Here is a 25,838-nt window from a genome sequence, read left to right on the forward strand (position 1 = left end):
GCAGAGCTGGTTTCAAAGTGCAGACTCCCACAGCCAACTGTTGTGCGCGTACTCGAGACTTTGGTCGCGGAGGGGTACGTCTATCACCGAGCCGGAAAATCGACGTACCTTGTGACAGGTCGAACTCTAGCGCTGAGCCGGGGCTTCGATTCCAAATCGCATCTGCTTGAGATCGCGTCTCCCATTGTCGACGAAATGCACATTGAGGTTGGCTGGCCATCGAATCTCGCCGTATTCGATCGCGACGCAATGGTCATAGTGTATAGCAATAGCGCTTCGCTGGGGTTGTCCTTGCCCGGTCGAAGAGGCGCAAGAATCCCCCTACTTGCCACCGGTGTTGGACTGGTCACGGTGGCGTTTATGTCCGAAGAAGAACGCAAGACAGCACTTTCCCGTGCACGGGAAACGGGAGGACGTTGGGACACGGTCCCTCGTATCACCTCGAGGCTCGACGCGAGACTTGCGCAAATCCGTCGAGATGGGCACGCGCTCGCCGACGAAGAGTACCTGGAAGCGGTCTACCAATCCCGAATTTGGGCGGTCGCCGTTCCCATTTTGACAAAGGACGGAAAGTTCTGGCCGGCATAAGTAGTTTGGTTTTGACGGTCGCGGGTGAAAGGCGCCGGTTGTTGCACACGATTCTTCCAAGTCTCAGGAGGGCTGCGATTGGCATCCGCGGCCGGTTGGTTGCAGATGGACAGTGATGTGTTCGCCTCCATCACCTTCAGTGCATCCAACGAGATGCCAGCCAATGGGCGATAGCGGTAAGTTTCCATGCGCTCTTGCTCTCAAGCGTTCTTGAGCGAGGCCGCCGCGCGAGCGAAGCTGCCGTCGTTCTTCAAGCGCTTTGCAAAATCCGCGTCGCGACGATCCAGTTCCTCAGCCGCGGTCAGGATAGCCAAAATCTTGTCCTGGGGCACCACCACGATTCCTATATCATCCATGACGACCAAATCATCTGGACGGACGCAAACCTCACCACAGGTAATGGCTTCACCTCGTGAAATAATCCGCAGCCGACCTTTTCCGTCAAGGGTGTAACCTTCGACTAGCAACCGTCAGCCCCAGGCGTGCGATTTCCTCGACATACTGCATCCGCTGTTCACTGTAGCACCGGCCGCCTTGTGCAATGTAAGGTAAGCGATCATCGTCCCCACCTTGTTGTGGGCGAACTGGCCTGCAATATGCTTTCCGTTATGAAGAGAGCGGATCGCAGCATGATTGCGGATGTTGTTGACGCATTGCGAGCTCGGGTTCGGCACCGTCGTTGGTGCAACGATGCCAAGGCAGACATCATGGCGGAATCCTACGCGCAAGGCGCAGTGATCTCGGAGGTCGCCCGTCGGCACGAGATTTCGCCGCAGCAACTTTCGACCCGGCGCGGGGCGGCCCACGATGGCTTGCTGAAGCTGCCGGATCGCACCGAGCCCGTGGCGACGAGGCCCTCAGGTTCGAACGCAATCCAGGATCGGAGTTCGTCAAGCCGCGAGGCTTCTTCCGCGCTCGGCGGCCCAGGCCAAAGGCATGAGTTCGTCCAGACGGGAGGCCAGCCAGAGTTGACCAGCTTAGCGAGGACGTCGGCGAGATAGGCCTACGGCTCGATGCCGCAGAGCTCGCAGGTCTCGATCAGCGAAGTGATGCAGGCCCAGTTCTCCGCGCTGCTGATTCCGCTCGATGTCGCCCACCATTCCGGAATGATCTCGCCCACCGTTCCGATTTGATGTCGCCCACCATTCCGAGATGATCTCGCCCACCATTCCGGGATGATGTCGCCCGGGGTGACGAGGCCTCTTCTGGCTCCGATACGGTCCCGCCTTTCGGCTTTGCGAAGGGGGACCTGGATGCCGACGGAGAGGTTTGCGATGCGCCATGTGCGCGATGTGATCAGATTGAAGTCGGCCGGGATGCCGACCCGCGAGATTGCGCGGCGGGTGGGGACAGCCCCTTCGACGGTGCGGTTGACGATCCACCGGTTCGAGGCGGCGGGGCTGACCTGGCCATTGCCCGACGACATCACCGACGCTGCGCTGGAAGCCCGGCTGTTCGCCAGCGCGGGAGCCGGTCCCGGCACCCGGCGGGGCCATCGCCGGCAGGCCGAGCCGGACTGGGCGGCGGTACACCGCGAACTCCGGCGCAAGCATGTGACGCTGTCGATCCTGTGGGACGAGTACATCGCGGGCGAACCCGACGGGTATCGTTATTCGCGGTTCTGCGAGCTCTACCGCGCCTGGGAAGGCCGCCTGTCGGTGACGATGCGCCAGTCGCATACGGCCGGCGACAAGCTGTTCGTCGACTATGCCGGCGACGGCGTGCCGGTGGTAATCGACCGGTTCACCGGCGAGCGACGCGCCGCGCAGATCTTCGTCGCGGTGCTCGGCGCATCGAGCTTCACCTACGCGCAGGCGACCTGGACGCAGGGGCTCACCGACTGGATCAGCGGCCACGTCGGCGCCTTCGAGGCGATCGGCGGCGTGCCGGCGCTCTTGGTGCCGGACAACACCAAGGTCGCGGTGATCAAAGCCTGCCTCTACGATCCGCAGATCAACCGCAGCTACGCCGACATGGCGGCGCATTACGGCACCGCCATTCTGCCGGCCAGGCCACGGCGGCCACGCGACAAGGCGAAGGTCGAGCAGGCGGTCCTCATGGTCGAGCGCTGGCTGCTTGGACGGCTGCGCCACCGGACCTTCCACAGCCTCGCCGAGGTCAACGCGGCGATCGCCGAGTTAATGACCCGGCTCAACGAGGAGCGACCGATCCGGCGGCTCGGCGTGACCCGCCGCAAGCTATTGGAGGAGATCGACCGGCCGGCACTCAAGGCCTTGCCGGAAAGCCCTTACGTGTTTGCCGAGTGGCGGATCTGCCGGGTCAGCATCGACTATCACGTCGAGGTCGAGGCGCATTACTACAGCGTCCCGCATCGCTTCGTCCGCGCCGAAGTTGAGGTACGCGTCACCGCCCGCACCGTCGAGATTTTCCACAAGGGTGAGCGGATCGCCGCGCATCAGCGCATGAGCGGCAACCACAAGCACACGACCGTGCCGGAGCACATGGCCTCCAGTCATCGGCGCTACGCCGGCTGGACCATCGAGCGCATCCGCAAGGAGGCCGCCATCATCGGACCGGCCACCGCGGCGCTGTGCGATCTGATCCTCGATGAGCGTTCGCATCCGGAACAGGGCTTCCGCGCTTGCCTCGGCATCATCCGGCTCGCCCGATCCTACGGGCAACAGCGGCTCGATGCCGCCGCCATGCGGGCGATCGATATCGGCGCGCGCACTTACGGTTCGGTCAAATCGATCCTCGCCAACAACCTTGATCGGCGTCCTTCACCCAAGCGCTCCGCGGACGACGCGCCGATCCTTCATCCCAACATCCGCGGGCCGCGCTACTACAACTAGGGAGATCACGCCTTGCTCACCCATCCGACCCTCGATCAGCTTCACGCGCTCGGCCTTCATGGCATGGCCAAGGCCTTTGCCGACATCGAAGCCGGCGGCGATGCCGCAAGCCTCGGCCATGCCGAATGGCTCGCGCTGCTGCTCGAACGCGAAGCCTCGCTGCGACGCGACAAGCGGCTATCGAAGCGGCTGCAATACGCCAAGCTGCGCCAGCAGGCTTGCGTCGAGGACATCGACTATCGCACCCCGCGCGGCCTCGACCGCAGCCTCCTGACGATGCTGGTCGAAGGCCAATGGATCGACGACCACGCCAACCTGCTGATCTGCGGGCCCTCCGGCGTCGGCAAGAGCTGGCTCGCCTCGGCGCTCGGCAACAAGGCCTGCCGCGACAATCGCTCCGTGCTCTACCAGCGTGTCCCGCGGCTGTTCACCGATCTCGCTTTGGCGCGCGGCGACGGCCGCCACCCGCGGCTCCTGCGGGCGCTCGGCCGCATCGATCTGCTCATCCTCGACGACTGGGGCCTCGAGCCGCTCGACGCCGCAGCCCGCCACGACCTCCTCGAGATCCTCGAGGACCGCTACGGCCGCCGCTCCACCACCGTCACCAGCCAGCTCCCCGTCGATCAATGGCACGCGCTGATCGGCGAGCCGATGACTTCATGATGCCTCCTTCTTCGAACGATTGGTGCGTCGTATCCGATTGCGAAGCTGTCGGATTTGGTCGTCTGAGAGCTCGATCTGCCACGGCTGGCCTTTGGCCAACTGATGACCTGCCAGCAATCCTCGCGCGAGATAATCGAACACTGTCTGCGGGGTCACTCCAAGCTCAGCCGCGGCGCCCTGAATTGAGAAACTCCCATCGGGCCAGCGCATCGGATTCTTGTCCACGCCGTTAATTTTAACGGTGGGAATGCCCCAGCGGGTACGCAACAGCCAGACATTCTCGCCTTTGAAGGCGCAGCCTCGGGCCGCGACGAAGCCTTCCTGATTGAGTATTGCCGCGATCTCGGCATCCATTTTGTGTTCAGCATTCAACTCGATGATCCGTTTCCGCAACCGATCAATGTCGATGTAATCGCGGTAGGTCTGAACGCGCCGTTGCACGTGATGCTCGCTGGTTGCACCGGTCTGCCAGACGATCTTGAGCCACACCTGACCTCGGGTCCGCTTCTGATCAAGAACGACTTCGCGGATCACAAATCGCAGAATGCGCTTGCGATCGGCTACCGAAGTGGTGGCCGCGTTCCAAATCCGCGGCAGGTTCTCGCCGAGTGCTTGTAGCCCTGCGCGTTCCGCCGGGCCAATCAGAAGCGGCTCGTGCCCGCGCCAACGCGCATGCTCCTGCTCGATCGCCTCGACGACACGCAGCCTCTCTTCCCAAGCCCGCTCAAGTGAGCGTGCCACAAGGCGGTTCTCGGGCTCTACGGCGTCATACTGGCGTCGAGCGCGCTCGGCCTCGTAGCGGGCGCGCTCCACGCGAAGCGCCCACTGGCGCTCGAGCTGACGGCTCTCCTGCTCCAGTTGGCCCGCGGCTGCGAGCGCGATCTCAATCTGATCCGGCACCAGGGCATCGAGGACCATCCGCTCAACCAGCGCGTCAACGGCCAAGGCCCGGACTTCCTGGCACATTGCACTGCCTTGCTGGTCCCGATCCGAGCGGCAGCAATAGACCGGATAGTCGGCATTCGGGCCCGTGTAGCGCATGCTCATGCGCCGTCCACAACGACCGCAGACCGCGATTCCTTGTAGCAGGGCTGCCCCCTTGCGCGGTACGCCAGAGTGTCCTCCCTCATAGCGGCAGACGTTATCTGCCAATCGCCCCTGGTTGGCCATGAACTCCTCCCAGCTGATATATCCTGGGTGAGCGGCGTGGAGGCAAACCGCCCAATCCGCGATCGCTACCTTGACCGTTCCCGTCAGCGATCCCGGCCGGCATCGGCTCGGATCCTTTTGCCGGCGGCCATAAACATACGCCCCAGCATAGGCCGGATTCTGAAGGATATTAAGGACGCGTGCACTATCTGGCGCACGCCAGACGATCTCGTGTGGAGATGGTCCAAGCAGCGGCCGAACCGGCAAGGACAATCCATTCCTGTCCAAGTAACGCATTACACCGCGCGCGCTTTGCAGTTCCCGGAATTTGGCAAACACCAGATGAAGACGGGCCCGCACCTCCTCATCGGGATTGAGAACAATTGTGCCCGCGCGGTCGTAGGCGAGCCCCGCCGGCAGCGGCAGCCGCAGTTCGCCCCGCTCCGCCTTCTGGCGTTCCCCTTGGTGAAGGCGCATCCGAAGCTGATGCAGCTCCGCCTCGCTCATGATGCCGGACAAGCCCAACAGCAGGCGGTCATGGTAGGCCCGCGGATCGTAAAGCCGCTCGCCATCCGCAATGAGCACGCCGAACACCGAACACAGTTCGAGAAGCTGATGCCAGTCCCGGTTATTGCGGGCCAAGCGAGAAGCGTCGAGGCTCACCACAAGACCGGCGTTGCCAAGGCCGATCTCGGCAATGAGCTTCTGGAAACCATGCCGATCCACAGCGCCAGCACCGGATTTGCCCAGATCCTCGTCAATGACCTGGACGCGCTCCGGGGGCCAGCCCAGACCGACGGCGCGATCGACAAGGCGATACTGCAGCTCCGTGCTCTCCTGGTGCTGGCGCACCTGGTTCACGGACGACTGCCGCACGTAGACATAGGCCAACTTGGCTCGGTGCGCAGTCGTGAGCCGCTCGTCAACGGCGTTCAAGCTGATCAGCACGACCCAGTCCCCTTCCGGGCGTGCCGGGAACCGCTTGCATTCGCCGCAGCAGCGTGGCGAGGACTTGAGCGATCTGGGTTTGTGTCGCGGCCGACAGATTTGGCCAGAGGCGTGGAATGTCGGCCGTGCGGCGGTCTGGTGGATTTGCCAATGTCGGTAGGGGTCGATACGCAACGCGACCTGGAAGCGGTCGGTGGGTCATCGCGAATCACCTTCTCGTCGAGAAGGCTCAGACTCGCGCTCAAATGTTGCATCAATGGGATCAGCGTACGTGCACTGATGCGCGGCAGATCGGCGGCGTTCGGGTGGGAAGTGATCGTCTCGGCAAGGTCCGTCGAGGCGATCCGAACCCCCCGCCGCCGTCCGTCCGGCAGCGCGACAACGACGTAGGCGGGACCGCGCCCCGACCGCTCCTTCAGCACCTCAAGCCGCTGCCCAAAAAGGAAATGATGCGGGTCAGTGATCGTGATGTGAGACACGACCCGTTCAAGAATAGGGGTACTCTGTCGTGTTCGGTGATCCCACCTACGCCGATGCCGTCCTCGACCGCCTGGTCCACAACGCCCACCGGATCGATCTCAACGGCGAGAGCCTGCGGCGAACCCGCAAACCCGATCGAAAGGCCTGAGCCAGTGGCGCTGTGGACATGCCGCTGCGCTTGGACAACGCAAAGAGCGTTGCCCACATGCCCACAGCAGACCAACAGCAGACGAAGAAGGGCCTCAAGCCGCGATTCAAGTTGACCCCGCGGCTTCACCGATGCCAGAAACCAAACAGCCAGAACGCCTCGCGCCCCGGGCGACATCAAATCGGAATGGTGGGCGAGATCATCTCGGAATCCTGGGCGAGATCAAATCGGTACACCCGGGCGAGATCATCGGAATCCGCACTCCGCGCCCTGTGGCCCTAGAGCCGCGCGCGTGAATCGACTGTAGTACTCAATCCACCCCCGAAGGAATGGATTCAGCTGCCGAGCGATGTCAACCATTGATACATGGATTCGTCTTCAGAGGTTCAAATCCCGGATTGCCGCTCGCATGGAAAACATTTGCAGCGTCACAACCTCATCGAGTACTAAAAGCGATTATTCGCGCTCCCTAATGGCGTCCAGCATGTCTTGATGGTTATCGAGGAAGCCTGCGAACACATCAACGATAAGCTCTGCGTCGGCGCGAGTCATCGGTGTTGAGATCGACGCGGCAGCGCCATATGGCAAGATGATACCGTTGCCTGCTAGGAAGCGCGTGAGTTCCTTCATCAGAGTCGCTGCGGCCGGTGAGGGATGCGCCTCACGATAGTCGTTCGGTACCCGTGCCATAGGATGGATGCGAAAAAGTGAGGCGGCTCCGGTTACGCAGAGAGGCGCGCCCCGATCCGAGATGGCTCGATCGATTCCATGTCGGACAATGTTTCCAAGTGTTTCAAGGTGTGAAAATGCCGCATGATCTAGATGCCGCATTGCGGCAAGACCCGCTACCATGGACAGGGGATTGGCGGAAAATGTGCCGCCTTGCGGAACGAGCGGCCGGCCCGCGGAGGCATCGAATACTTTCATCACATCTTCGCGGCCGCCGATTGCTCCAATCGGCAAACCGCCGCCGATAATTTTGCCCATCGTGACGAGGTCCGGAACAAGGCCATAGCGGGCGGACGCCCCTTGGAAACTCTGCCTGAGATTCAGCACTTCATCAGCAATCACTAGAATGCCGTGGCTATGGGCCGCTTCCTGGACCGCAGCAACGAATTCAGGCTTCGGCGGGATTAGACCTCCGCGGCTGGGCATTGGGTCCACTACGACGGCCGCAAGTTTGTGCCCATGTATCGACAATAACTGTCGGGCGACTTTAGCTTGGTTGAAGCGGAGCACAAGCACCTCGTCGAGCACGCTCGCAGGCATCCCGCGATAGACGCACGTTGACTTAGGTGCGATCGGATCACCCCAGTTGTTTGGCGTTGCGGCCAGACTCACCTCCGCCCAATCGTAGGCGCCGTGATAGGCCCCCTCAAGCTTGGCGATTTTCGAACGCCCGGTGAAGGCCCGCGCAGCCTTGATCGCAAACAGCACGGCCTCAGTCCCCGTATTTACGAAGCGAACACGATCAGCCTGCGGAATCCGGCCGCAAAGCAGCCCAGCGAGTTCGATCTCACTCTCTGTCGGATTTGCGAAGCAGCTGCCGCGCTGGAGTTGACGCGTTAGAGCTTCCACAACGGGCGTGAAAGCATGACCGTGGATCAACGCCGTGAAGTTGCAATTGAGGTCGAGAAACCGACGACCATCGACATCGATCAAATAACTGCCCTCTCCGCGATCGACATAGAGCGGCTCCGGATCCCGCTCGACAGTTACTCGGGACGTACCATCAGGAAAAACCAAGTGCGCACGAGCAAACCGTTCCTTAGATTTCTGCCCGACACCTGCGATTGCCATCATCGCTTAGATCCTGTCCTCTAGTCTAGGAAGACATCGATTTATATGCCATTTGGGCCGAGCTCTACTTGTCGTCGCTCCCTCATTTGGCTCCTTCCATTTGGCAGACGAATTGCCAACGTTTCTCTGGAGCATCGCGACGTTCACTGAACATGAAAATTCGCTATGAATACAATTAGCCGCCTCTCTTTGCGTCTCGCGGAGTGCACTTTTGCCAGTCGTTCGGGTCCCAGGCATCTCAAGCACGGAGGTAGAAACGATGACGCTGATAGAAGCATCTCGCGCGTATGCCAGAATGGTCCCCTCGAACTTTTTTGACATTGCTGTGGAACATCATCATGCTGTGGACTAACATCGACTCAGTTCGCTTCTGTCGTGCGATCAACAAGACTTTCCAACTCCTCGCCAGTAAGCCAAACAAGTAGATCATCGTCCACAATATCTTCCTCTACCAAGTGTAGTATCGACCCGCCCGGTTCATGGTGCGTATGTCCGTATTGTGCAAGGACGCCCTTAGCTAATAGCCAACGCTCTGCCAGTCCGACCACAAAGTCCGGCCTCCACATGGCAAACGACACGCCCCGCAGTACAGCGGCCATGATTTCTGGCATGCCCTGCCCTCTAAAGTCTTTGCGCAACCAAAAATCCCCGTGATAGGCTACTTTGCCACTAATCTTCTTTGCGCTAGGTGCCCTGCAAGTACAACGATCCTGAGGATGCGCATGTAAATTGGGATCAGCGTAAAACGCTTTCAAGGACTCTAGATGTTCCGCAAGATTGCTCTGCGAAAGGTCATACAGTCGAGCAGCCTCTACAAGTGCGACTTCGTTATTCTTATCGACGCCTATCATCCAATATCCTTCGCCTAGTTTAATTGGCGAGCGATCTGGCCGGAAATTTGGATATGTCGGCTTCTTTGTTGGAAGAGCTCGTGTGATCGAGACATATTCATGAAAATCGAATCCTATCGAAAGCTTGATGCCTTTTTGGGCGGCGGCGGCGTCGTATGCTTGAAGGAAACGTGAAACTTGCAGCGGATTAACTACGCTTACCATTGCTGCACCCTTGGCCCCATCGTGATGAGTTCCGTCCTAGCCTATACGGCGAGTATAAAATTGATGGTACTCCATCAACAATACATCAAGACACTACCTACTCTGGTGAGGAAAGTTGGAAGCTGGTCACTTTCGCTTTTCACTGTGAGCTATTGTGTGCTTGCCATGACGGAGACGAACTCGCCGAGCCGGCGGCCCGGATGCTGGTACTTGTATCCAAGTCCCTTGGCGCATGCTCAGATACTGCTCGAGTGGGGCGACGATTCGGCCTCGCGGCGCACCGATGATTGCCGCGGAGATTGTCACGCAAATGGACTTTGACCGGTCTTGCTGCGATGCGCCCGCCGGATATTCCGCCTGTTCGGAGCACACGTGCGCCGAAACGGGTCGTCGCGCAGGCTGCTTGTTCGTCTCCGCGCTCGTCGCCCCCTTCAGCGCAGTCGCATGCGAAGTTCTAAATTCGTAGCATGTGACGAGACCTCACATTGAACGGACTCTCACCTTTAGACTTGCAATATCTGCACATTCCCGGCTTGCGCCTCGCTTGGCCGGAACGACCGATGATTATTTGTACTCGGGCTCCGTCCACCATGGAAAATAATCTGGCATGTCGGCTGGCACTCTATCCTTGAACGCTGCGGGCCGCTTCTCCAGGAACGCCATCACGCCTTCCTTGACGTCGGGCGAGCGGCCGCGCGTATAGATTCCACGGCTGTCGATTTTGTGGGCTTCCATGGGATCATCGGCCCCTAGCATGCGCCACATCATCTGCCGGATCAGCGCGATCGATACGGGTGCGGTCTTCTCGGCGATCTCGCGCGCGAGCGCACGCGCCGTGGGTAGCAGTTGATCGGGCGGCACCACCTTGCTGACCAGCCGACCGGCGAGCGCCTCCTGCGCCGGGAACACCCGTCCACTGTAACACCACTCTAGCGCCTGCGCGATGCCGACGATGCGCGGCAGGAACCAGCTCGAAGCCCCCTCCGGCACAAGACCACGCTGGGAGAACACAAAACCGAAGCGCGCGGCCTCAGACGCGATACGGATGTCCATCGCGAGCTGCATGGTCACGCCCATGCCGACGGCCGGGCCATTCACCGCGGCGATGACAGGCTTTAGGCACTTGAAGATCCGCAACGTGAGCTGACCGCCGCTGTCGCTGACCTTCGGATCGCTGTAATCCACGGTGCCATTGGGCAGCCGTCTCACGGGTCCGAGCCGCGCGTCACGATCAAATGTGTCGGCGCCGGAGGAAAGGTCAGCGCCAGCGCAGAAGGCACGGCCTTCGCCAGTCACGACAATGGCGCGGACGTCATTGTCCGCGTCGGCGCGGTCGAATGCATCGATGAGTTCCCGCTCCATGGTGACCGTACAGGCATTGAGTTTCTCCGGCCTGTTCAAGCTGATCGTGAGGATCTGCTCGACGACCCCATATTTGATGGTCTCGTAAGCCATGTTTTTTTCCTATTGTCTGGATGAACAGTGGTCGGTGCGCTACGCGCCCCAGTCTGTTTCAATGTTTCGGCCAAAGCTTCCTCGAATACGTCAAGTCCTTGACTTAGCGTCTCGAGATCAATCGTGAGTGCAGGCAAAAATTTTACGACCTGATCAACGGGGCCGCATCGTTCGACAATCAATCCCCACTCAAATGCCCTGCGAGCCGTAGCCTCAGCGATTTCGGCCTTTTGGCAATCGAAGCCCAATGCCATGCCCCGTCCCCGAACTGTAAAATTGTTTCCATACCCGGATGCTATGGCCTGAAGTCGGCGCCGCATACGTTCTGCCGTGCGATTAACTTCCTGCGACAAAGTCCGGCTGCGCCAATAGATATTTATGGCGGCGGTTGCAGATACAAGTGCAAGGTTGTTTCCGCGAAAAGTGCCTGTGTGTTCTCCCGGCCGCCATACGTCGACCTCTTCTTTGATCAATAACATTGATAATGGTAGCCCATACCCGCTTAGCGATTTCGACAGAACGACAATATCTGGCGACAACGCTGCGAATTCGAAGCTAAAAAATTCGCCGGTGCGACCACAGCCCATCTGGATATCATCAACTACAAAGAGGGCGCCAACATTCTTTGCTATGGTCTGAATTGATTGCAGCCATTCCTTACGAGCTACGTTTATGCCACCTTCTCCCTGCACAGCTTCGACGAGAATGGCAGCTGGACAATCGACGCCACTGCTCTCGTCCATCAATACCTTTCGTAGATAATCAGCGGTATCGACAGCCGGCCCAAGATAGCCATCATAAGGCATGAAAGTTACGCCCGACAAAGAAGCTCCGCTGGCCCTGCGATAAAAGCGATTACCGCTCGCGGCAATCGCTCCCAAACTCATGCCATGATATCCCTGCGTGAACGAAATGATGTTTTGACGTCCTGTGACTTTGCGCGAGAGCTTTAAAGCTGCCTCAATAGCATTAGCACCTGTTGGCCCTGTGAATTGGAACCGGTATCGCAGATCTCGCTCTCGAAGTATAACAGAACTGAAAGTCTCCATGAATTCGATCTTTGCAGGAGTGGCCATGTCGAGGCCGTGGACTACGGCATCCGATGCTAGATACTCCGTAATGGCGGCTCTGATTTGGTGATTGTTGTGTCCGTAGTTCAGCGTTCCAGCACCGGAGAGGAAATCAATGATCTTTCGACCATCGTCCGTCAACATAATGGAACCCCGCGCTCTACTGAAGATAGCCGGAAATGAACGAGAGTACGAGCGGACGTTTGATTCTAAGGCTTCGAGGGCCTGCATTTTACGTGGCTCGCTGATCACTTCACCCATGATCGTCTCCTCCGTAAGCAAACGGTTCAAAGAATAAGCTCGGTTCTGTCAGATTGCGCCAGCTGTCGACATGTTGGCCCGAACGCGGCGCGCGTCTCGGCGCACACGACGCGTGTCTCCGAGAACGGCTCCACTCACTTACCTGAGAGCCGGCAACAACGCGCCTACTAACGTTAGTAGTATTCTGTGAGTCAGAGTTACGCCTGTCCTCGCCATCTAGCAGGCAACAAGCCATAGGAACGACTCTAGCGCAACTACGCGGCATCGCTGACATCGGTTTTGCGCCGGGCACGTTCTTGATGTACCACGCATTGACCAGAATCACCTCAAACCGAGCGGGATCCAATAGACCCCGGTGGATTCCATCGCACACTCGTCACGCCGCACGTTTTGAACCAGTCCGCCAGCTCATGCAGGTCTCGCGTGAATGCGCCGAAAGAGCGCACAGGCACGTGGGTGCAAGCGGGTTCACCGCAGCCATGTGCATCGTTGATCCGATGTCGATGGCGGCGGCCCCGGCGTTGATCGGCCTAAGTTCTGGGCGGTCGCCGGCCGTCCTCTTCTTGATTCAATGATGAGCAGGAGGGTTTGGGCTATGCCAATCGTCATCTTCCCAATCGGGATCGTCGTCAGGGCGACGTCACCACTCTCAAGTTCGCATGCACCGATGGACCATGTTTTTTAACGGAGATTGTGCCTCCAACAATCGAACGGCCGCTACCCTCCAGCCGCCAAGAATAGCACGAGGCCGTTTCTACGCCGCACAGGCGCGCCACAGTGCTGGACGGTTCTTTTAATGTCCCACTCTATGCGCAGCCGCTCGTTCTCCTCGCGCACCCGGGCGATCTCGGCAGCCTGGCCGCCGGCATCGGCGTCGCTTGCGTGGTGGGGCGCCGCGTCGCCGATGCCGGCTCCTGCCGAAGCTTCTCCACCCAGCGCCGCAGTACAGAATCGCGCAGACCGAGTTCCTTGCCGGCCGACGTGATCGACCGTCACTCGATACCATCAGCTCAGCGGCCTGCCGCTCGTCGCGAAAACATTCATTCGCGGCTCAATGGCTGGCCTATGCGCTCCCCTGCGTTTCACCGACATCCTCGCGGGCGCCTTCGCATCGCATTGTCGCGCGCCTCTGTAGGGGATAGGGTCCGGCCTCAATCCAGCACCGTCTGCCCATTTTTGGCGACAGTAACTCGACGCTCTCGAACATGAGCTTCGAACGAAATGGAATTGCCGTCCTTCCAGAGATTGACCGTGATGATCTCACCCGGGAACACCGGAGCCGAAAAGCGGACGCGATGAAGATGGAACGCTGAGGGATCGTAGTCGGCATACGTCTGCAATACGGCTCTGCAGGTCAGTCCATAGGTGCACATGCCATGGAGAATGGGCTTGGAAAAACCAGCCCGACGCGCGAATTCCGGATCACTGTGCAACGGATTTCGATCACCCGATAGACGATAGATTAGCGCCTGGTCAGGCCGGATGGGAATATCGACTGACCTGTCGGGCGCTCGGCGGGGTACCTGGTGCGGCTCTGGCATTCCCTCCGATGGTCCGCCAAAACCGCCGTCGCCCCTCGCGAAGGTCGACGAAACGATCGTAACGATTTTGTCACCATTACCATCTCGGATGACGACTTCGTTTTGAATAATCGCGCCTTTCTCCTTCTTGTCATACACGCCTCGCACGCGAGCATCCGCGGTAACGCTGGCCGCGACAGGCATCGGCTTATGAAACGTGATGTCGCGTTCACCATCAAGAACCATGACGCGATTGAGGTCGATAATTCCCGGCCGCGCCCCCCAGGCGCAGACCGAAGCAAAGGTCGGAACCACCTTCAGCGGCTTGGGTGTTGCAAATGTCTCGTTGACAAACTGCAGCTCCTTTTCGTTCAGGGGATCGGAGCCCATGCCGATGCCAAGCGCATAGAGCATTACCTCACGATCGCTCCACGAATAGGGAACGGCATCGGTTTTGAGATTGAGTACAGCGGGATAGTCGATCGGCATTGGGTACTTTCCTGTTCGAGTTGCCCTTGGCGCCATGCCCACGTAAAATGAGCGACAATGGAGGTTCACCCTCCGTCAATTTGCATATGACCTTCACCTTCGGACGCCACTCTGATCCCGTCGAAATCGCGATCGACGAAATTCGTGTAGATAGTTCGGCCTCTCCTCAGTGTCACACAAGCTCCTTGCACTCCGATTCGGTTTCCGGATTCGATATCGATGCTGCACAAGTCCGCACATCTCCAAAATGCAGGTGGCCCAGTCCTGTCGGAAGCAAGTCTTGCGCCATGCCCGGCGCGGCGCCTTTGTCGACTTTGACAATTTTGACTCGGCCTATTCTCGCAGAACATTTTCGAACACGAACGTCATTGACTTGCGGGTTCCGCACCAGCTCACCTGCTTCGCCTGGACGACTCTATCCCGACAATCTTGCAAGCATAGCTGCTGCGCCACGGGCGACTCGTCTGACAGGGACAAACAGCCTGCCTCGGAGTACGAATTTCGCCTTTTAGCAAGACGGAATTTGGCCGCTTCCAAATGCTCACCTTGCGGGAGAGACACCTATTGCGGTCGCCCGAGCGATCTTACTGCCAGGGATGAAATCAGGAATCTCTCTCGCTGCAGAGATAGTCGGAACATTTACAAGGCAACGTCGAGCGCGTCACACGTTTGCGCATTGAAAATCAGAACGCAGCCCAGATGCTGAACGCCGAATCAAACAACGACAGATCGAGACGTTGCGAGCGACAATGAGCAGTCCTCAGTTGATCTGGAACCATTGTCGCCGCGAACTGCCATGTGAGACGGCGTCATCATACCATCCCTCGTGGCTGTTCGCTGATAATATCAGAAGATGGCTGGCCAGCGGTGGCCTCGTGGACAGCTATACGATCGTTTCTATCGGGAATGAGGGGATGCGGCAGAAGCCGCGAGCGCTTGTCCGCAGCTCCCTATTAGCCGCCCTTGCTATCAGCCAGCGATATGAACAAGCAGCATTGTCAATGCCATCCAGTACCTGGGTCACCGACCCTGGGATCGCGTCGGCTGGTGCAGCCGAGATGACACGAAACTTGCGTCGCTCGACCTCAACCGCCGACAACAAAGGTTTTGGGAAGGCTGCGGCGCATTACGTAAGTGGATCGGGTTTGAATCCGCACTTGAACTACAGCACGAGGGGCTGACAGCGCCCTCGACATGCTCCTGCATCCAGGTATCAAATCACCTCGTTGAAGCGATGGCACTCCGCTCGACGGCCTCGTGCCAAAAGCTCCTCCTCTCCTCGTCCGTGTGTCGCCGCCGAGGACAAGGACGAGCAGCGAGACGATCGCCGCAGTCAGCGCAAACCGCCGCGCGCTGCAAACGACAACCGCGGGGCTCTCTTTTTTAGGTCACCGGAGAGTTCCTCATACTTCGGAGTTCATGTCTGGCATTGCCGCGATAGTGCACTTCGTCGGAGCCATCCGCCAGACGCATCGTGCCGCCGCCGACGTGTAACCCAGGCCCGCCTCGCCGGAGACGCCAGCGCCACCAAAGGCCTGGATCGCCTGGTCGATAGTCTTCAGCGCTATGCAGCGTGCCGTCTTGTTGCTTACCATATACATCATTCCCGAGGCTTTCAGCCACAAGCACCTGTTCATTTCGATGTCGATGCGAGCGTCGGCAATTCCCATACCAATTGCCGGACGATCTTCCAGCGACGCGCGAATTGAGCCGCTTGACCATCTTCTGTAGCCCCATTTTGGCCCTGCTTATGATGCGCATGCAGTGATGAATGCAACTCGGGCCGGACCAGCCCTCCGTGATCTCAAACCTCCTCCCTGCCCCAGCAACAAATTGCTCGCAGGATCGTGGACATTCTGAAGCAGCACCTGTTCGTGGCCGTTGGGCGAATCGTCACACCCAAAAGACGGGCGGCATTTCTTCTGTCCTGATGCCGGGCATGTCTAAGGGCGCTGGGATCAGCGACTGATTGGGGGAGGAAGCCCAGGCCGCGCCAGAGCGAGTGCCTATGATGCCCCGGGGGTCGTGCCGTCGGCATGCAACCACGGCATCAACGTGAACAAGGGAGATCCATTCGGTTCGGCGCCTCAGCCAATCCGCTGAGGTGCTGACTCACGACGGGCATTCCCAAATCAGAGGATCGATGATTCAACATGGCAACTGGAGGAAGTTGCCATGGGCCAGCCGATTGCGGTTCGAACGGATTTTTCAGCGGTTGAGCTTCGCCGGCTCGCGCGGCGGTCGAAGGACAGCGATCAGGTCCGGCGCCTTCTGGCGATCGCTGCGGTGCTCGATGGCGCATCGCGGGCGGAGGCCGCCAAGGTTGGCGGGATGGACCGGCAGACGCTTCGTGACTGGGTGATCCGATTCAACAAGCAAGGGCCCGATGGTCTGATCAATGTTCCCGCGCCAGGCGCGCCGGCGAAGCTCAACACGGAGCACCGGGCGTTTCTGGCGCGGATCGTGGACGAAGGGCCGACCCCGCCCATCCATGGCGTGGTGCGGGCGTGGTGCGCTGACGGGCCTGTGACCTGATCATGCGGCTGCATGAGGAGTTCGGCATCTCGGTGTCAGACGATACGGTCTATCGAGCCCTCAAGGACCTCGGCTTCTCACACGTCAGCGCCCGGCCGAGAGCGTACAAGCAGGATCCCGAGGCGATCGAGGCATCTAAAAAACTTCCACGCTCGCGTGGAGGAAATCCGCAGCAGCCTTGCTGCCGGACACCCCGGTAGAGGTGTGGTTTCAGGATGAGATGCGGGTGGGGCAGAAGAACAAGCTCACCTATCGCTGGGCTAGAAAGGGAGCGCGGCCGCGGGCGGCTCACGACCAGCGCACGCAATCGACCTACCTGTTCGGTGCCGTGTGCCCGGAGCTCGGAACCGGCGCGGCACTGGTTCTGCCCCTCTGCAACAGCGAGGCCATGCAGCTTCATCTCAACGAGATCGCAAGCAAGGTCAGCCCTGGCGCCCACGCCATCGTCATTCTCGATCAGGCCGGCTGGCACGGAGCGAAGGAGCTGAAGATCCCGCACAACATCGCTGATGCCGTTGCCGCCGCGTTCGCCCGAGCTGAACAGCCAGGAGAATATCTGGCAGTTCATGCGCCAAAATTGGCTGTCAAACCGCGTCTTCAAATCCCATGACAACATCGGCGATCACTGCTGTTACGCTTGGAACACTCTCATCGATCAGCCGTGGAAGATCATGTCAATCGCGCTCCGCGATTGGGCCTATATCGGTCGATCAATTTGAGGATTGGTATAAGTCATCAACATCGTCACGGGTACCTATCGAGGATGGTGGTAGCGTCGCAAGGTATTCGCCGATAGCTTTGTTGTCCGAAGCCGTGTCGATTGCGGATGCCGCTGCCGTCTGTACGCAGCACTGCATCCAACGTCGACGGAGTCGCCAGTCAATGTCACCAAGAGGCATCATTCATTAAGGTACAAGTAATGGTCGGTCGTACGTCGACGCGCCCAGCGTCTCGGTCCGTACCCTATTGTCCTGTCGGCTGACCGGCCCTGTATGACTACCTTGCGGTAGGGAGGCTGCGAAGCAACCCGTGTCGACACAGATAATATTGATGCGATGATGCACAAATGTTCCAGGTTAAGTCCGACCTCCGATATTGTTGGCATTACCAGCGCCCAGGAGTCTGTATATGCAACGGTCGGCAAACTTTGTCGCCACTTCGATCTCCCGCGACCAAAACCCGCAGCGATTGAAGTGTCCCGCAACAAATTCGCACAATGTCAGTTTCTCGCGGAAGCCGACGTCCCAGTACCTGCCTATCGCCGAGCAACGAACGCGACGAAGGTAGAAAGCTATGCTGGGGGGATCGGCCTGCCGGTGATTGTTAAGCCTGCTGCAGGCTTTGGCAGCAGCGGTGTCCGATTGTGCCCCGACGCCGACAAGTTGGCCGAGCATACAACCTATCTGTTGCACGAAAAGTGCATATGGCGGTCTTCCCCAAGGATGCTGGTCGACGAATTCGCAGAAGGTCGTCACTATAGCGTGGAAATAATAGGAAATGAGGTTATCGGGATTGGCGCCGTTGACTTCGGCTGTCGACCGCATTTCATCTGTCGTGAGTATATCTATCGTATCGTGCTGACTGATGACAAGCATAGGCGTATCGTTCACGTTTCGCTAAGTTGCTCGCAAGACCTCGATGTTGTCCGGGGACCAACGAACATCGATCTACGGTGGACAAACCTTGGCCCCGTCGTGATCGGACTCGATCTGCGTCTAGCTGGCACGCCCAACCACTTACTGATCAAGCTGGCTTACGGTATCGATCTTATCACCGAGCACATCAAACTTATCATCGGGGAGAAATGCAACTTGCGCAGAAGTCGTTCGGATACTGCGGGCGCACGGATTCCGATCCCTAATCGCGATGAAATCCGCGCTGCAATTAGTAGCGACAACCGGGCGGCTGCCGCACTAGGTGTCACAGAGATCAAGTTTTCTATTGAGCCCAAGTCGCCGATCGTCAGGACGGGCGATTACCGAGACAAGATCGGATATATTATCGCCCCTTCGCCTGACCTTGGTCGGACCAAGGCGATACTCCAATGTGCCGCAGACTCCATCGATTGGCGGCCATTTCCAACCCAGGGTAAACCAGGGAACAACAAACTAGCCTCCCTTCATTGCAATTTTGCACAATTGGTCCAAGGGCTCCGCGCAACATTGCCGGCAATCAAAGCGGTGCGCTGATCCAGTAAGGAGGCGACGTGGAGCACAAAGCGCCGATCCTCAGCTCTAATTCATTCTCGGTTACCAATCGCCAGGTACTTGCGATCGCTATTCCCATGATGCTCGCGTCCATCACAACGCCGCTGGTCCGCCTTGTCGAGGCGACTGTAGTCGGCCAATTTGGCGATGCCGCTTTGTTTGGCGGTTTCCTAGCCGGAGCCGCGGTTCTCGACGTCATCATTGTGTCCTTCAACTTTCTACGCACTGGTACATCCGGCCTTGTCGCCCGCTGTTTTGGGAGAGGCGATGCCCTGGAAGAGCGAGCGGTCTTCTTGCGTGCACTTCTCGTTGCCGCGCTCTCCGGCGTAGCTCTGGTGCTGATTGCACCGCTGATTGCCGCAATTTGCGAATGGTTCATGAACGCGGAAGCGACCCTGACCGCGGCGATGGACATTTACATCCGCATTCGCCTTATCTCGGCGCCTGTGGCGCTCATCAACCATGCAATTATCGGCTATTTCGTCGGGCGTGGCGAAGCAGGAGTCGCACTTTTCCGGCAACTGCTCCTCAATGGAGTGAATATCGCGTTATCAACCTTTTTAGGCGCGTGCCTTGGCTGGGGTATTGCAGGAGTCGCCTGGGGAACGACGTGCGCCGAAGTCGTCACCATGATTGCCAGCATGGCCGTCCTCCTTAGACGATTCCGCGCAATGCCCAGAATATCGCTCCAGCATGCCTTCGACGGCGCGGCCGTGAGGTGGATGTTCCACCTCAACCGCGACATCATGATCCGCACCTCCGTGCTAATGGCAGCATACATCATTTTCACGCGGCAAAGCGCGCAGCTTGGCACATTGATCGTGGCCGCCAACGCAGTGCTGATGAACTTTGTGCTATTCGCAGAGTACGTCATCGGCTCGTTCGCGATCGCAGCAGAGCAGCTCGTCGGGCGCGCCATTGGCGCCGGTGATAAGACGGCCGTTTTTCGTGCTGTCAGACTTACCGCGGCCTGGGGATTTGCGGTCGCGGGCCTTACTAGTCTCCTAGTCTTCACGCTCGGCGAACATCTCGTAGGCGCAATAACAAAGGCGCCGGACGTGCGTGCAGAGGCAATTTTATATCTTCCTTGGGCGATCTTCATTGCACTGAGCGGCGTGCTGGCCATCCAGATGAATGGTGTCTTCGTCGGCGCCACCTGGTCGCGTGACATGCGCAACGTGATGCTCATCTCCTTCGCGGCCTATATCACTGCCTTGTTCGCATTCCAAAAAATGTTTGGCAATCACGGCCTCTGGGCCGCATATCACATTTTTTTGCTCGTGCGGGGGATAAGCCTACTATCCGTCATGTGTCGCCGTGTCCGAACCGATTTCCCGGAGTGACCAGCTGCGACGATCTGGGCGGTAGCAATCCGCGGATAGATAGCTAATCAGCCGTCGTTAACAGGTGGGCGCCGGCGGACGACCTCGTATAGCGCCAACTCATGGAGTGCGGTGCATTGCCATGGCGGTAACTAACAGAATGTCACGCCGAGGCACTTGCGCAACCGTAGTCCTTTCTCCACCTCTGCTATCTGCTCCGACAGGGATTCCACATGCTTCAAGAGATTCTGGCAAAGGCCGCGGGCCAGATCGGGCAGGTCCGGATATGTTGCCAGGAGCTCATCCAATCGGGGGATATGTCTCACGCCCTGAGCCACGATCAAACCAAATTCCGCAAAATGTCCGCAAAGCATTGATCACCTGTGTGCGCTGTCGAACTAATAGATCGCGAACCTTGAATGCCATGGAAGAGGCTTGCTTCTCGGCGCTCTTGACGCCGACAAAGCGCATCGTTGGTCGGGACGCGGCTTCGGCGATCGCTTCGGTATCCGCTGCATCGTTCATCTGACGCTTAACGAAGGGTTTCACATAGGAGGGATGGATCAGCCGGACATCGTGGCCGAATTTACCGATCTCCCGTCCCCAATAATGGGCGCTGGCGCAGGCCTCCATCGCGACCACGCACCTTGGGAACTTGGCGAAAAACTCAAGCAATCTGCTGCGGTTGAGCTTCTTGCGCAGAACGGTCCTCCCATCCTGCCCTGCACCATGGAGCTGGAATATGTTCTTGGCCAAATCCAAACCAATGATGCTAACCTCGTCCACGGATGCCCTCCTTGCTCGGTTGAAACACCCACATCACAGTCGATGCCGTCGGGGGGCGTCCACTCCATCGGCTATGCCGCCTACAAAGCGCTTGCCCGCGGTCATGGTGGGGCGATCCGGCTGGCTTTTTGTCTCGCCCACGCCCGACGCAAATTCGTCGAGGTGTACAAGACTATGCAGTCGCCATTCGCTCACGAAGTGATCGAGCGCCTGCAAGCGGTCTACACCATCAAGGCCGAGATCCGCGGCTTGAGCGCCAAACAGCGGCTTGCTGCCCGCCATACCAGGACCGCACCGCTGATGGGAAGGCGCGCCTGACCTCGGTACTCGACCAAGTTTTCTCCCAGTCGAAGCTGGCGGAGGCCATCAACTATGCGCTCAACCACTGGGATGAGCTGACCCGCTTCCTTGATAATGGCCGCGTCGAGGTCGGTAGAGTCGACGACTGGCGCGGTGACCGTAGGTCGCGAGGCTTGACTGTTTCTGGCGGCTTTCGCCTTCGCCGGTGTCGCAGTTCGCACCATAATTCCGTTTCCGGTCGTCGCTCGTCAAACCGGGCATGCAGATTTCCCGCACCCGGCTTTCACTTGTCTCATCAGACCTTCGCGCTCGATCGGTCAGTACGACGGCTCGGGATGCGGAAGAGTTTGAGCGTATCGTGCAGGTAATCCTGCGGATACTGCTCGAAGCCCCTGCCACGTCCTCCGGCTCGTCGCATTAACCAGTGCCGCAGACGCCAATCGACGTATTGCCTGATGAAGTCATAAGTCTTCATGACAGCTCCTTGGTCGAAGTAGCCGCACCAGCCGCGAAGAAGGCGGCTGATGACGCTGTTCTCCGGTGTGTCCGGGTACCACTGTGGCGTCGTGCGTTCGTGGATTCGTCGGAGCAATCTCGAGACCGCTTTCTTGGACGGACGCGTGCCGATGAAGGCTTGTCCGCCCTTTCGGTAGAACCGCCCGATTGTGTAGCCGAGGAACGTGAATCGCTCCTTCGGCAACCGTGCGATGCGGTCTTGGTCTCGTTCACCTCCAACCCGAGCCTATTCACCAGTACCGTCATTCGCTTCATCGCCATCTCGGCTTGTCCGGGACGGCAGCAGATCACGAGATCGTCGGCATAGTTGAAGACGTGGGCATCGAGTTGTTCCTGGTGCCCGTGGTCGCGCCAGACCAGCAGAAAGCGTCGGAAGTAAATGTTCGCCAGCAACGGACTCAGAGGAGACCCTTGCGGGGTCCCTTTCTTAAATTTTCGCGCGCGTCTGCCGTCCGTATCGTCCGCCTTCCGCTCCGTTCGGCCACCGGAGCCGTCAACCAGCTTTTGATGGTCGAGAGAAGTCGTCCGTCGGAGATCCGCCGTGTCAGGCATCGCATCAGCGGCCCGTGTGGAATCGACGTGAAGTAGTCGCGTAAATACCTCGCTCCGTCCCCGGTCCTTGATGTGCCAGAACACGCGGCGCACGGCCATCTTGGCGTTTAGCTTCGGACGGAATCCGTACTGGTTGTCCAGCAGGTCCGCGTCGAAGATGGGACCGATCACTAAGACCGTTGCCATCATAACGATTCTGTCATGAATGCAAGGGATTCCGAGTGGTCGGCGTCCGCCATTGCTCTTTGGTATCCATACTCTCAGAAGGGGCTTGGGACGGTAAGTGCCGTCCTTCAGCTCCTGTCTGACACTTTCCAACCATTGCTGCTGTCCCTCTACTTCGATCTGTTCGAACGTTATGCCGTCCACCCCAGGAGAGCCGTCGTTTTCGCGGCACCTTTGGTAAGCTTCTTCCATGACATCCGGTCGGCAGATTTTGTCCCACAAAGAGTAGAAGCGGTATGTCGGTTCGGTCTTAGCTTTCGCCTGTAGCGAGCTCTGCAGCTTCTGAACGCGTATATCCGGTGTTGCTAGACTCATCGTCAATCGCCGTGCTCTCCTTCGTTCTCGCTTGAGACAAGTCAGGGCCCCTTCCCTCTTCCGGCGTTGTCATAGGTATTACGGACCCATCCGCCATCTGCCGCCACCGACGCTGGCCCTCACGGGTTCGTCGTTGTCCGGATTCGTCATCCTTCATCGACGGCAGACTTCCCTTGTTGCCCACTGTCCATGTCCCGCGCGTGCTGCCACCACTACCCCGGTGGGATCCTGGGGTGCTTTTCTCGCTCGCTTCCCCCAGGACGCCGGCCTTCCCCGTTAGAGTGGCGGGTCGGCTCCCACGATGACGCTTTCGGAGCCTGCTTAGTGTTCACTCGCAAGTTGCGGCCCGCGCGGACCGATGGCCCCCCAAAAGGAGCCTTTTCTCAGAGTGCTTCAGGCCATTCGTCGCCTCCTGACCCGCTCCGAGTACTTCCGGCTGGAGCGAGAGTTTGCCGGCCTGGACTTCCACCAGGGAGAACAGTGCGCCAAGGCACACATTCCAATACGGTCGAGCGTTCAATGCGCCCGATTGCGATGGGAAGGCGGAACTCATAGTTTAGCGGGCTGGGCAATCCTTGCCTCGCTGGTCAACACGGCAAAGCTCCACGAACTCGATCCGCAGGCTTATCTGGCCGATGTACTGGAGCGCATCGTCTCCGGTCAGACCAGGAGTCACCAGCTGCACGAACTTCTCGCCCGGAACTGGAAGGCGGCCCGCGAGCTCAGCGCACGAGTGGCCGCAAGAGCCGCCGCCGCCGTTCATCATCATCTTCATCATCGATGGGCGTCAGTCGCGATGCCGCTCGACGAACTTGAGCCATGGCTGCCGGCTCGCGCCAAGCAGCATCCCCTCGCCACGAGTCTTCCCATGCTCGACGACTATGTCGCCGCAATCGTGGCCGGGCCGGTGTCAATGAGTGCGCCGGACTGGATCTGTCCGCTACTCGCCATCGATGCCGACGCATTCAACCATGGCGGCATGCCAGAGTTCGCCGCGATTTCGGCTGTCGCGCTGCGCCACTACGGCATCAGTACCGTTCTTTCCACCGCACCACATCGGTTCGCGCCGATCCATCGCCGCAAGCCGAATGGCGACGTTGATGCGCGGCCGTGGTGCCAGGGATTCTATGCCGCCATGCGGCTGAGACTATCGGCCTGGGCCCCGCTGCTCGACATTAGCAACATACACCACGGCGTGCTCCTGCCCATCCTGCTGCAGTGCGTCGACGATCAAGAGCGTCCACTGCTTGGGCCACCACGAAAGGGACGCGAGACCGAGGAATTCCTGCGCAACGCTCGACATTCCGGACGTCGTCGAGATGCAGCAGCGTGTGCGCCATCACCTGCTTGCTTAGGCCAGCTGGAGTGAGAGCTAAGCGGCAGGCGGCGGTCAGCACCGTGGGCTCAAGCGACCGCTCGCCTTCCCAACCACGAAACAGCCAGCGCGTCGGTCGGGTCAACCGACAATAGGTCCGCAGAACCCTTAAGAAGCTGTGGTGAGCACTGCAATACTTAACCGGCTCGCCCTCCGAACCCGCGACTGAAGAAGGAAAACTTTTGGGAATGAGTGGCGCCTATGATTCTTTCGCACAACTTCGTTCGATCACATCGCCGGGCGGCATTACCCCGGAGCGCACCGGCGGCGGGCCGACGCTAGTGTCCCCTGAAAACGGGCTTTCTCTTCTCCGTAAACGCGCGCACGCCCTCCTTGTGATCAAGCGTTTGCTCTGTCCTGAGTACGTTCTCTGCCTCATAGTCCAACGACTCCAATAATGTGGAGGTCACGGCGTGGTCCAAATTGTCCTTCATGAGATTGAACGCGATTGGGGGACCTCCTGCTAGCGACGCCGCTAGGGAAAAAGCGGCGTCGCGTAACTCCGCGTCCGGTACCACGCGATTGACAAGACCGAACGCTTCCGCCCGCTGCGCGCCAAGTCGTTCGGACAGAAACATCAGTTCGCGTGCGCGGGAGAATCCGGCCAGTCGCGTCAGCAGCCAAGCGATTCCGTAGTCGCCGGACAAGCCGATGCGTGCAAATGCGGTGGTCAGAACGGCCGACCGTGCGGCTATGCGTATGTCACAGGCAAGAGCGAGCGCAAGGCCCGCGCCTGCTGCCGGCCCCGGGATAGCCGCAACAGTTGGCTTTCTCACTGCAACCAGCGCACCGGTCAGCGCTCGCTGTTCGACGCGCAGCTCGGCGACTTTCTTCTCGAAAGTGACGCGGGTCTTTGGCGGACTTTGGCCCATGCTCTTTACGTCGCCGCCGGCGCAGAAGGCGGTTCCCGCGCCCGTGATGAGGATCGAACCAACTTGCGGATCATCACCAAAGCATTTAATCAAGTTGCGCAAGGCGGCGGTCAGGCGATTCGAAAAGGCATTCCGCGCCTCCGGTCGATTGAGCGTGACGATCGCAACGCGGTCGCGGATTTCCGCCAACAATTCACCTGTTCCTGAATTGACTTCCATTCTCTGCAGCATACTTCACTCCTCCATGTGCTTTGCCGAGTAGGTCGCTGGCGGCTCACCGTTAGCCGTGCCAAGCTTGGGCAAGCCTTCGGACCAAGGCATTCTGGTTGTTGCCGAATCAGCGGCCCCAGAGGGGGCTTCGCGCCCGTCGCGCGCGACAATACAGTTCTGGCCC

General features: G+C 59.1%; 16 protein-coding genes and 8 pseudogenes. 9 read left to right on the forward strand and 15 right to left on the reverse strand.

Going from position 1 to position 25,838, the window contains the following annotated elements:
- Positions 1-518: 518 nt before the first annotated feature.
- The 3 genes and pseudogenes from MTX23_RS26795 to MTX23_RS26805 form a co-directional block, all read right to left on the reverse strand.
- Positions 519-776: a hypothetical protein gene (locus tag MTX23_RS26795; protein WP_280973196.1), complete on the reverse strand. Its 258-nt coding sequence runs from the start codon at positions 774-776 to the stop codon at positions 519-521.
- A gap of 12 nt (positions 777-788) precedes the next feature.
- Positions 789-1,055, reverse strand: a complete 267-nt coding sequence (locus tag MTX23_RS26800; RefSeq protein WP_280973197.1) for a hypothetical protein — start codon at positions 1,053-1,055, stop codon at positions 789-791.
- 423 nt (positions 1,056-1,478) lie between these two features.
- A pseudogene (locus tag MTX23_RS26805) lies at positions 1,479-1,657 on the reverse strand (transposase domain-containing protein); the annotation flags it as partial.
- A gap of 205 nt (positions 1,658-1,862) precedes the next feature.
- Here MTX23_RS26805 and istA point away from each other — a divergent pair.
- Positions 1,863-3,401, forward strand: a complete 1,539-nt coding sequence (istA, locus tag MTX23_RS26810) for an IS21 family transposase (RefSeq protein WP_280978207.1) — start codon at positions 1,863-1,865, stop codon at positions 3,399-3,401.
- Positions 3,402-3,413: 12 nt separating this feature from the next.
- Positions 3,414-4,052, forward strand: a pseudogene (gene istB, locus MTX23_RS26815) (IS21-like element helper ATPase IstB); the annotation flags it as partial.
- Between the two features lie 6 nt (positions 4,053-4,058).
- Here istB and MTX23_RS26820 read toward each other — a convergent pair.
- Entirely contained in the window at positions 4,059-6,161 is a 2,103-nt protein-coding gene (locus MTX23_RS26820) for a recombinase family protein (protein ID WP_280973198.1), read from the reverse strand.
- A gap of 508 nt (positions 6,162-6,669) precedes the next feature.
- Between MTX23_RS26820 and MTX23_RS26825 the strand changes: the two are divergent.
- A pseudogene (locus MTX23_RS26825) lies at positions 6,670-6,789 on the forward strand (ATP-binding protein); the annotation flags it as partial.
- A 246-nt stretch (positions 6,790-7,035) separates the two neighbouring features.
- Here MTX23_RS26825 and MTX23_RS26830 read toward each other — a convergent pair.
- From MTX23_RS26830 to MTX23_RS26860, 7 genes and pseudogenes are all read right to left on the reverse strand, one after another.
- Positions 7,036-7,149 carry a group II intron maturase-specific domain-containing protein gene (locus tag MTX23_RS26830; protein ID WP_280973199.1) on the reverse strand — a complete coding sequence of 38 codons (114 nt, stop codon included), beginning with the start codon at positions 7,147-7,149 and terminating at the stop codon, positions 7,036-7,038.
- Positions 7,150-7,245: 96 nt separating this feature from the next.
- Positions 7,246-8,592, reverse strand: a complete 1,347-nt coding sequence (locus MTX23_RS26835) for an aspartate aminotransferase family protein (protein ID WP_280973200.1) — start codon at positions 8,590-8,592, stop codon at positions 7,246-7,248.
- 356 nt (positions 8,593-8,948) lie between these two features.
- The gene (locus MTX23_RS26840; protein WP_280973201.1) at positions 8,949-9,644 is read right to left on the reverse strand and encodes a hypothetical protein; all 696 of its coding nucleotides are present in this window, start codon (positions 9,642-9,644) and stop codon (positions 8,949-8,951) included.
- 564 nt (positions 9,645-10,208) lie between these two features.
- Complete coding sequence (locus tag MTX23_RS26845) at positions 10,209-11,099, reverse strand: crotonase/enoyl-CoA hydratase family protein (RefSeq protein ID WP_280973202.1); 891 nt, start codon at positions 11,097-11,099, stop codon at positions 10,209-10,211.
- Complete coding sequence (ectB, locus tag MTX23_RS26850) at positions 11,042-12,400, reverse strand: diaminobutyrate--2-oxoglutarate transaminase (protein WP_280978208.1); 1,359 nt, start codon at positions 12,398-12,400, stop codon at positions 11,042-11,044. The genes MTX23_RS26845 and ectB overlap by 58 nt, the downstream gene beginning before the upstream one ends.
- A 1,181-nt stretch (positions 12,401-13,581) precedes the next feature.
- Positions 13,582-14,439, reverse strand: a complete 858-nt coding sequence (locus tag MTX23_RS26855; protein ID WP_280973203.1) for a MaoC/PaaZ C-terminal domain-containing protein — start codon at positions 14,437-14,439, stop codon at positions 13,582-13,584.
- A 1,383-nt stretch (positions 14,440-15,822) separates the two neighbouring features.
- Positions 15,823-16,407, reverse strand: a pseudogene (locus tag MTX23_RS26860) (acyl-CoA dehydrogenase); the annotation flags it as partial.
- Between the two features lie 207 nt (positions 16,408-16,614).
- Between MTX23_RS26860 and MTX23_RS26865 the strand changes: the two are divergent.
- The 3 genes and pseudogenes from MTX23_RS26865 to MTX23_RS26875 all read left to right on the forward strand — a co-directional run bounded on the left by MTX23_RS26865 (position 16,615) and on the right by MTX23_RS26875 (position 20,524).
- A pseudogene (locus MTX23_RS26865) lies at positions 16,615-17,693 on the forward strand (IS630 family transposase).
- A 339-nt stretch (positions 17,694-18,032) separates the two neighbouring features.
- Positions 18,033-19,163, forward strand: coding sequence for an ATP-grasp domain-containing protein (locus MTX23_RS26870; protein ID WP_280973204.1), 1,131 nt, complete (start codon positions 18,033-18,035; stop codon positions 19,161-19,163).
- Positions 19,164-19,180: 17 nt separating this feature from the next.
- Entirely contained in the window at positions 19,181-20,524 is a 1,344-nt protein-coding gene (locus MTX23_RS26875; RefSeq protein WP_280973205.1) for an MATE family efflux transporter, read from the forward strand.
- 284 nt (positions 20,525-20,808) lie between these two features.
- Here the strand turns inward: MTX23_RS26875 and MTX23_RS26880 are convergent.
- Positions 20,809-21,289: pseudogene (locus MTX23_RS26880) on the reverse strand (transposase); the annotation flags it as partial.
- A gap of 42 nt (positions 21,290-21,331) precedes the next feature.
- Between MTX23_RS26880 and MTX23_RS26885 the strand changes: the two are divergent.
- Positions 21,332-21,957: pseudogene (locus MTX23_RS26885) on the forward strand (transposase).
- On the opposite strand, the gene MTX23_RS26890 reads toward MTX23_RS26885, so the two are convergent.
- Positions 21,885-22,169: a group II intron maturase-specific domain-containing protein gene (locus MTX23_RS26890; RefSeq protein ID WP_280978209.1), complete on the reverse strand. Its 285-nt coding sequence runs from the start codon at positions 22,167-22,169 to the stop codon at positions 21,885-21,887. The pseudogene MTX23_RS26885 and the gene MTX23_RS26890 overlap by 73 nt on opposite strands.
- A complete protein-coding gene (locus MTX23_RS26895) occupies positions 22,061-23,197 on the reverse strand; it encodes a reverse transcriptase domain-containing protein (protein ID WP_280973206.1) in 1,137 nt (378 codons plus the stop codon). Before MTX23_RS26895 ends, MTX23_RS26890 begins: the two co-directional genes overlap by 109 nt.
- 498 nt (positions 23,198-23,695) lie before the next feature.
- Between MTX23_RS26895 and MTX23_RS26900 the strand changes: the two are divergent.
- Both MTX23_RS26900 and MTX23_RS26905 read left to right on the forward strand, forming a co-directional pair.
- Positions 23,696-23,909: pseudogene (locus MTX23_RS26900) on the forward strand (transposase domain-containing protein); the annotation flags it as partial.
- An 84-nt stretch (positions 23,910-23,993) separates the two neighbouring features.
- Positions 23,994-24,566: a UPF0149 family protein gene (locus tag MTX23_RS26905; RefSeq protein WP_280978210.1), complete on the forward strand. Its 573-nt coding sequence runs from the start codon at positions 23,994-23,996 to the stop codon at positions 24,564-24,566.
- 284 nt (positions 24,567-24,850) lie between these two features.
- On the opposite strand, the gene MTX23_RS26910 is transcribed toward MTX23_RS26905, so the two are convergent.
- Positions 24,851-25,675 (reverse strand): enoyl-CoA hydratase-related protein, encoded by an 825-nt coding sequence (locus tag MTX23_RS26910; RefSeq protein ID WP_280973207.1) that lies wholly within the window; start codon positions 25,673-25,675, stop codon positions 24,851-24,853.
- Between the last annotated feature and the right edge of the window lie 163 nt (positions 25,676-25,838).

The organism is Bradyrhizobium sp. ISRA436, from assembly GCF_029910015.1.
Taxonomy (GTDB): domain Bacteria; phylum Pseudomonadota; class Alphaproteobacteria; order Rhizobiales; family Xanthobacteraceae; genus Bradyrhizobium.

What these genes read in the sequence shown, in the direction of transcription:
- MTX23_RS26895 (WP_280973206.1), bottom strand. Translation starts at nt 23,197, where the DNA reads ATGAGTCTAGCAACACCGGATATACGCGTTCAGAAGCTGCAGAGCTCG.
- MTX23_RS26840 (WP_280973201.1), bottom strand. Translation starts at nt 9,644, where the DNA reads ATGGTAAGCGTAGTTAATCCGCTGCAAGTTTCACGTTTCCTTCAAGCA.
- MTX23_RS26855 (WP_280973203.1), bottom strand. Translation starts at nt 14,439, where the DNA reads ATGCCGATCGACTATCCCGCTGTACTCAATCTCAAAACCGATGCCGTT.
- MTX23_RS26910 (WP_280973207.1), bottom strand. Translation starts at nt 25,675, where the DNA reads ATGCTGCAGAGAATGGAAGTCAATTCAGGAACAGGTGAATTGTTGGCG.
- istA (WP_280978207.1), top strand. Translation starts at nt 1,863, where the DNA reads ATGCGCCATGTGCGCGATGTGATCAGATTGAAGTCGGCCGGGATGCCG.
- MTX23_RS26905 (WP_280978210.1), top strand. Translation starts at nt 23,994, where the DNA reads ATGCCGCTCGACGAACTTGAGCCATGGCTGCCGGCTCGCGCCAAGCAG.
- MTX23_RS26795 (WP_280973196.1), bottom strand. Translation starts at nt 776, where the DNA reads ATGGAAACTTACCGCTATCGCCCATTGGCTGGCATCTCGTTGGATGCA.
- MTX23_RS26830 (WP_280973199.1), bottom strand. Translation starts at nt 7,149, where the DNA reads ATGGTTGACATCGCTCGGCAGCTGAATCCATTCCTTCGGGGGTGGATT.
- MTX23_RS26845 (WP_280973202.1), bottom strand. Translation starts at nt 11,099, where the DNA reads ATGGCTTACGAGACCATCAAATATGGGGTCGTCGAGCAGATCCTCACG.
- MTX23_RS26870 (WP_280973204.1), top strand. Translation starts at nt 18,033, where the DNA reads ATGCACAAATGTTCCAGGTTAAGTCCGACCTCCGATATTGTTGGCATT.
- ectB (WP_280978208.1), bottom strand. Translation starts at nt 12,400, where the DNA reads ATGCAGGCCCTCGAAGCCTTAGAATCAAACGTCCGCTCGTACTCTCGT.
- MTX23_RS26835 (WP_280973200.1), bottom strand. Translation starts at nt 8,592, where the DNA reads ATGATGGCAATCGCAGGTGTCGGGCAGAAATCTAAGGAACGGTTTGCT.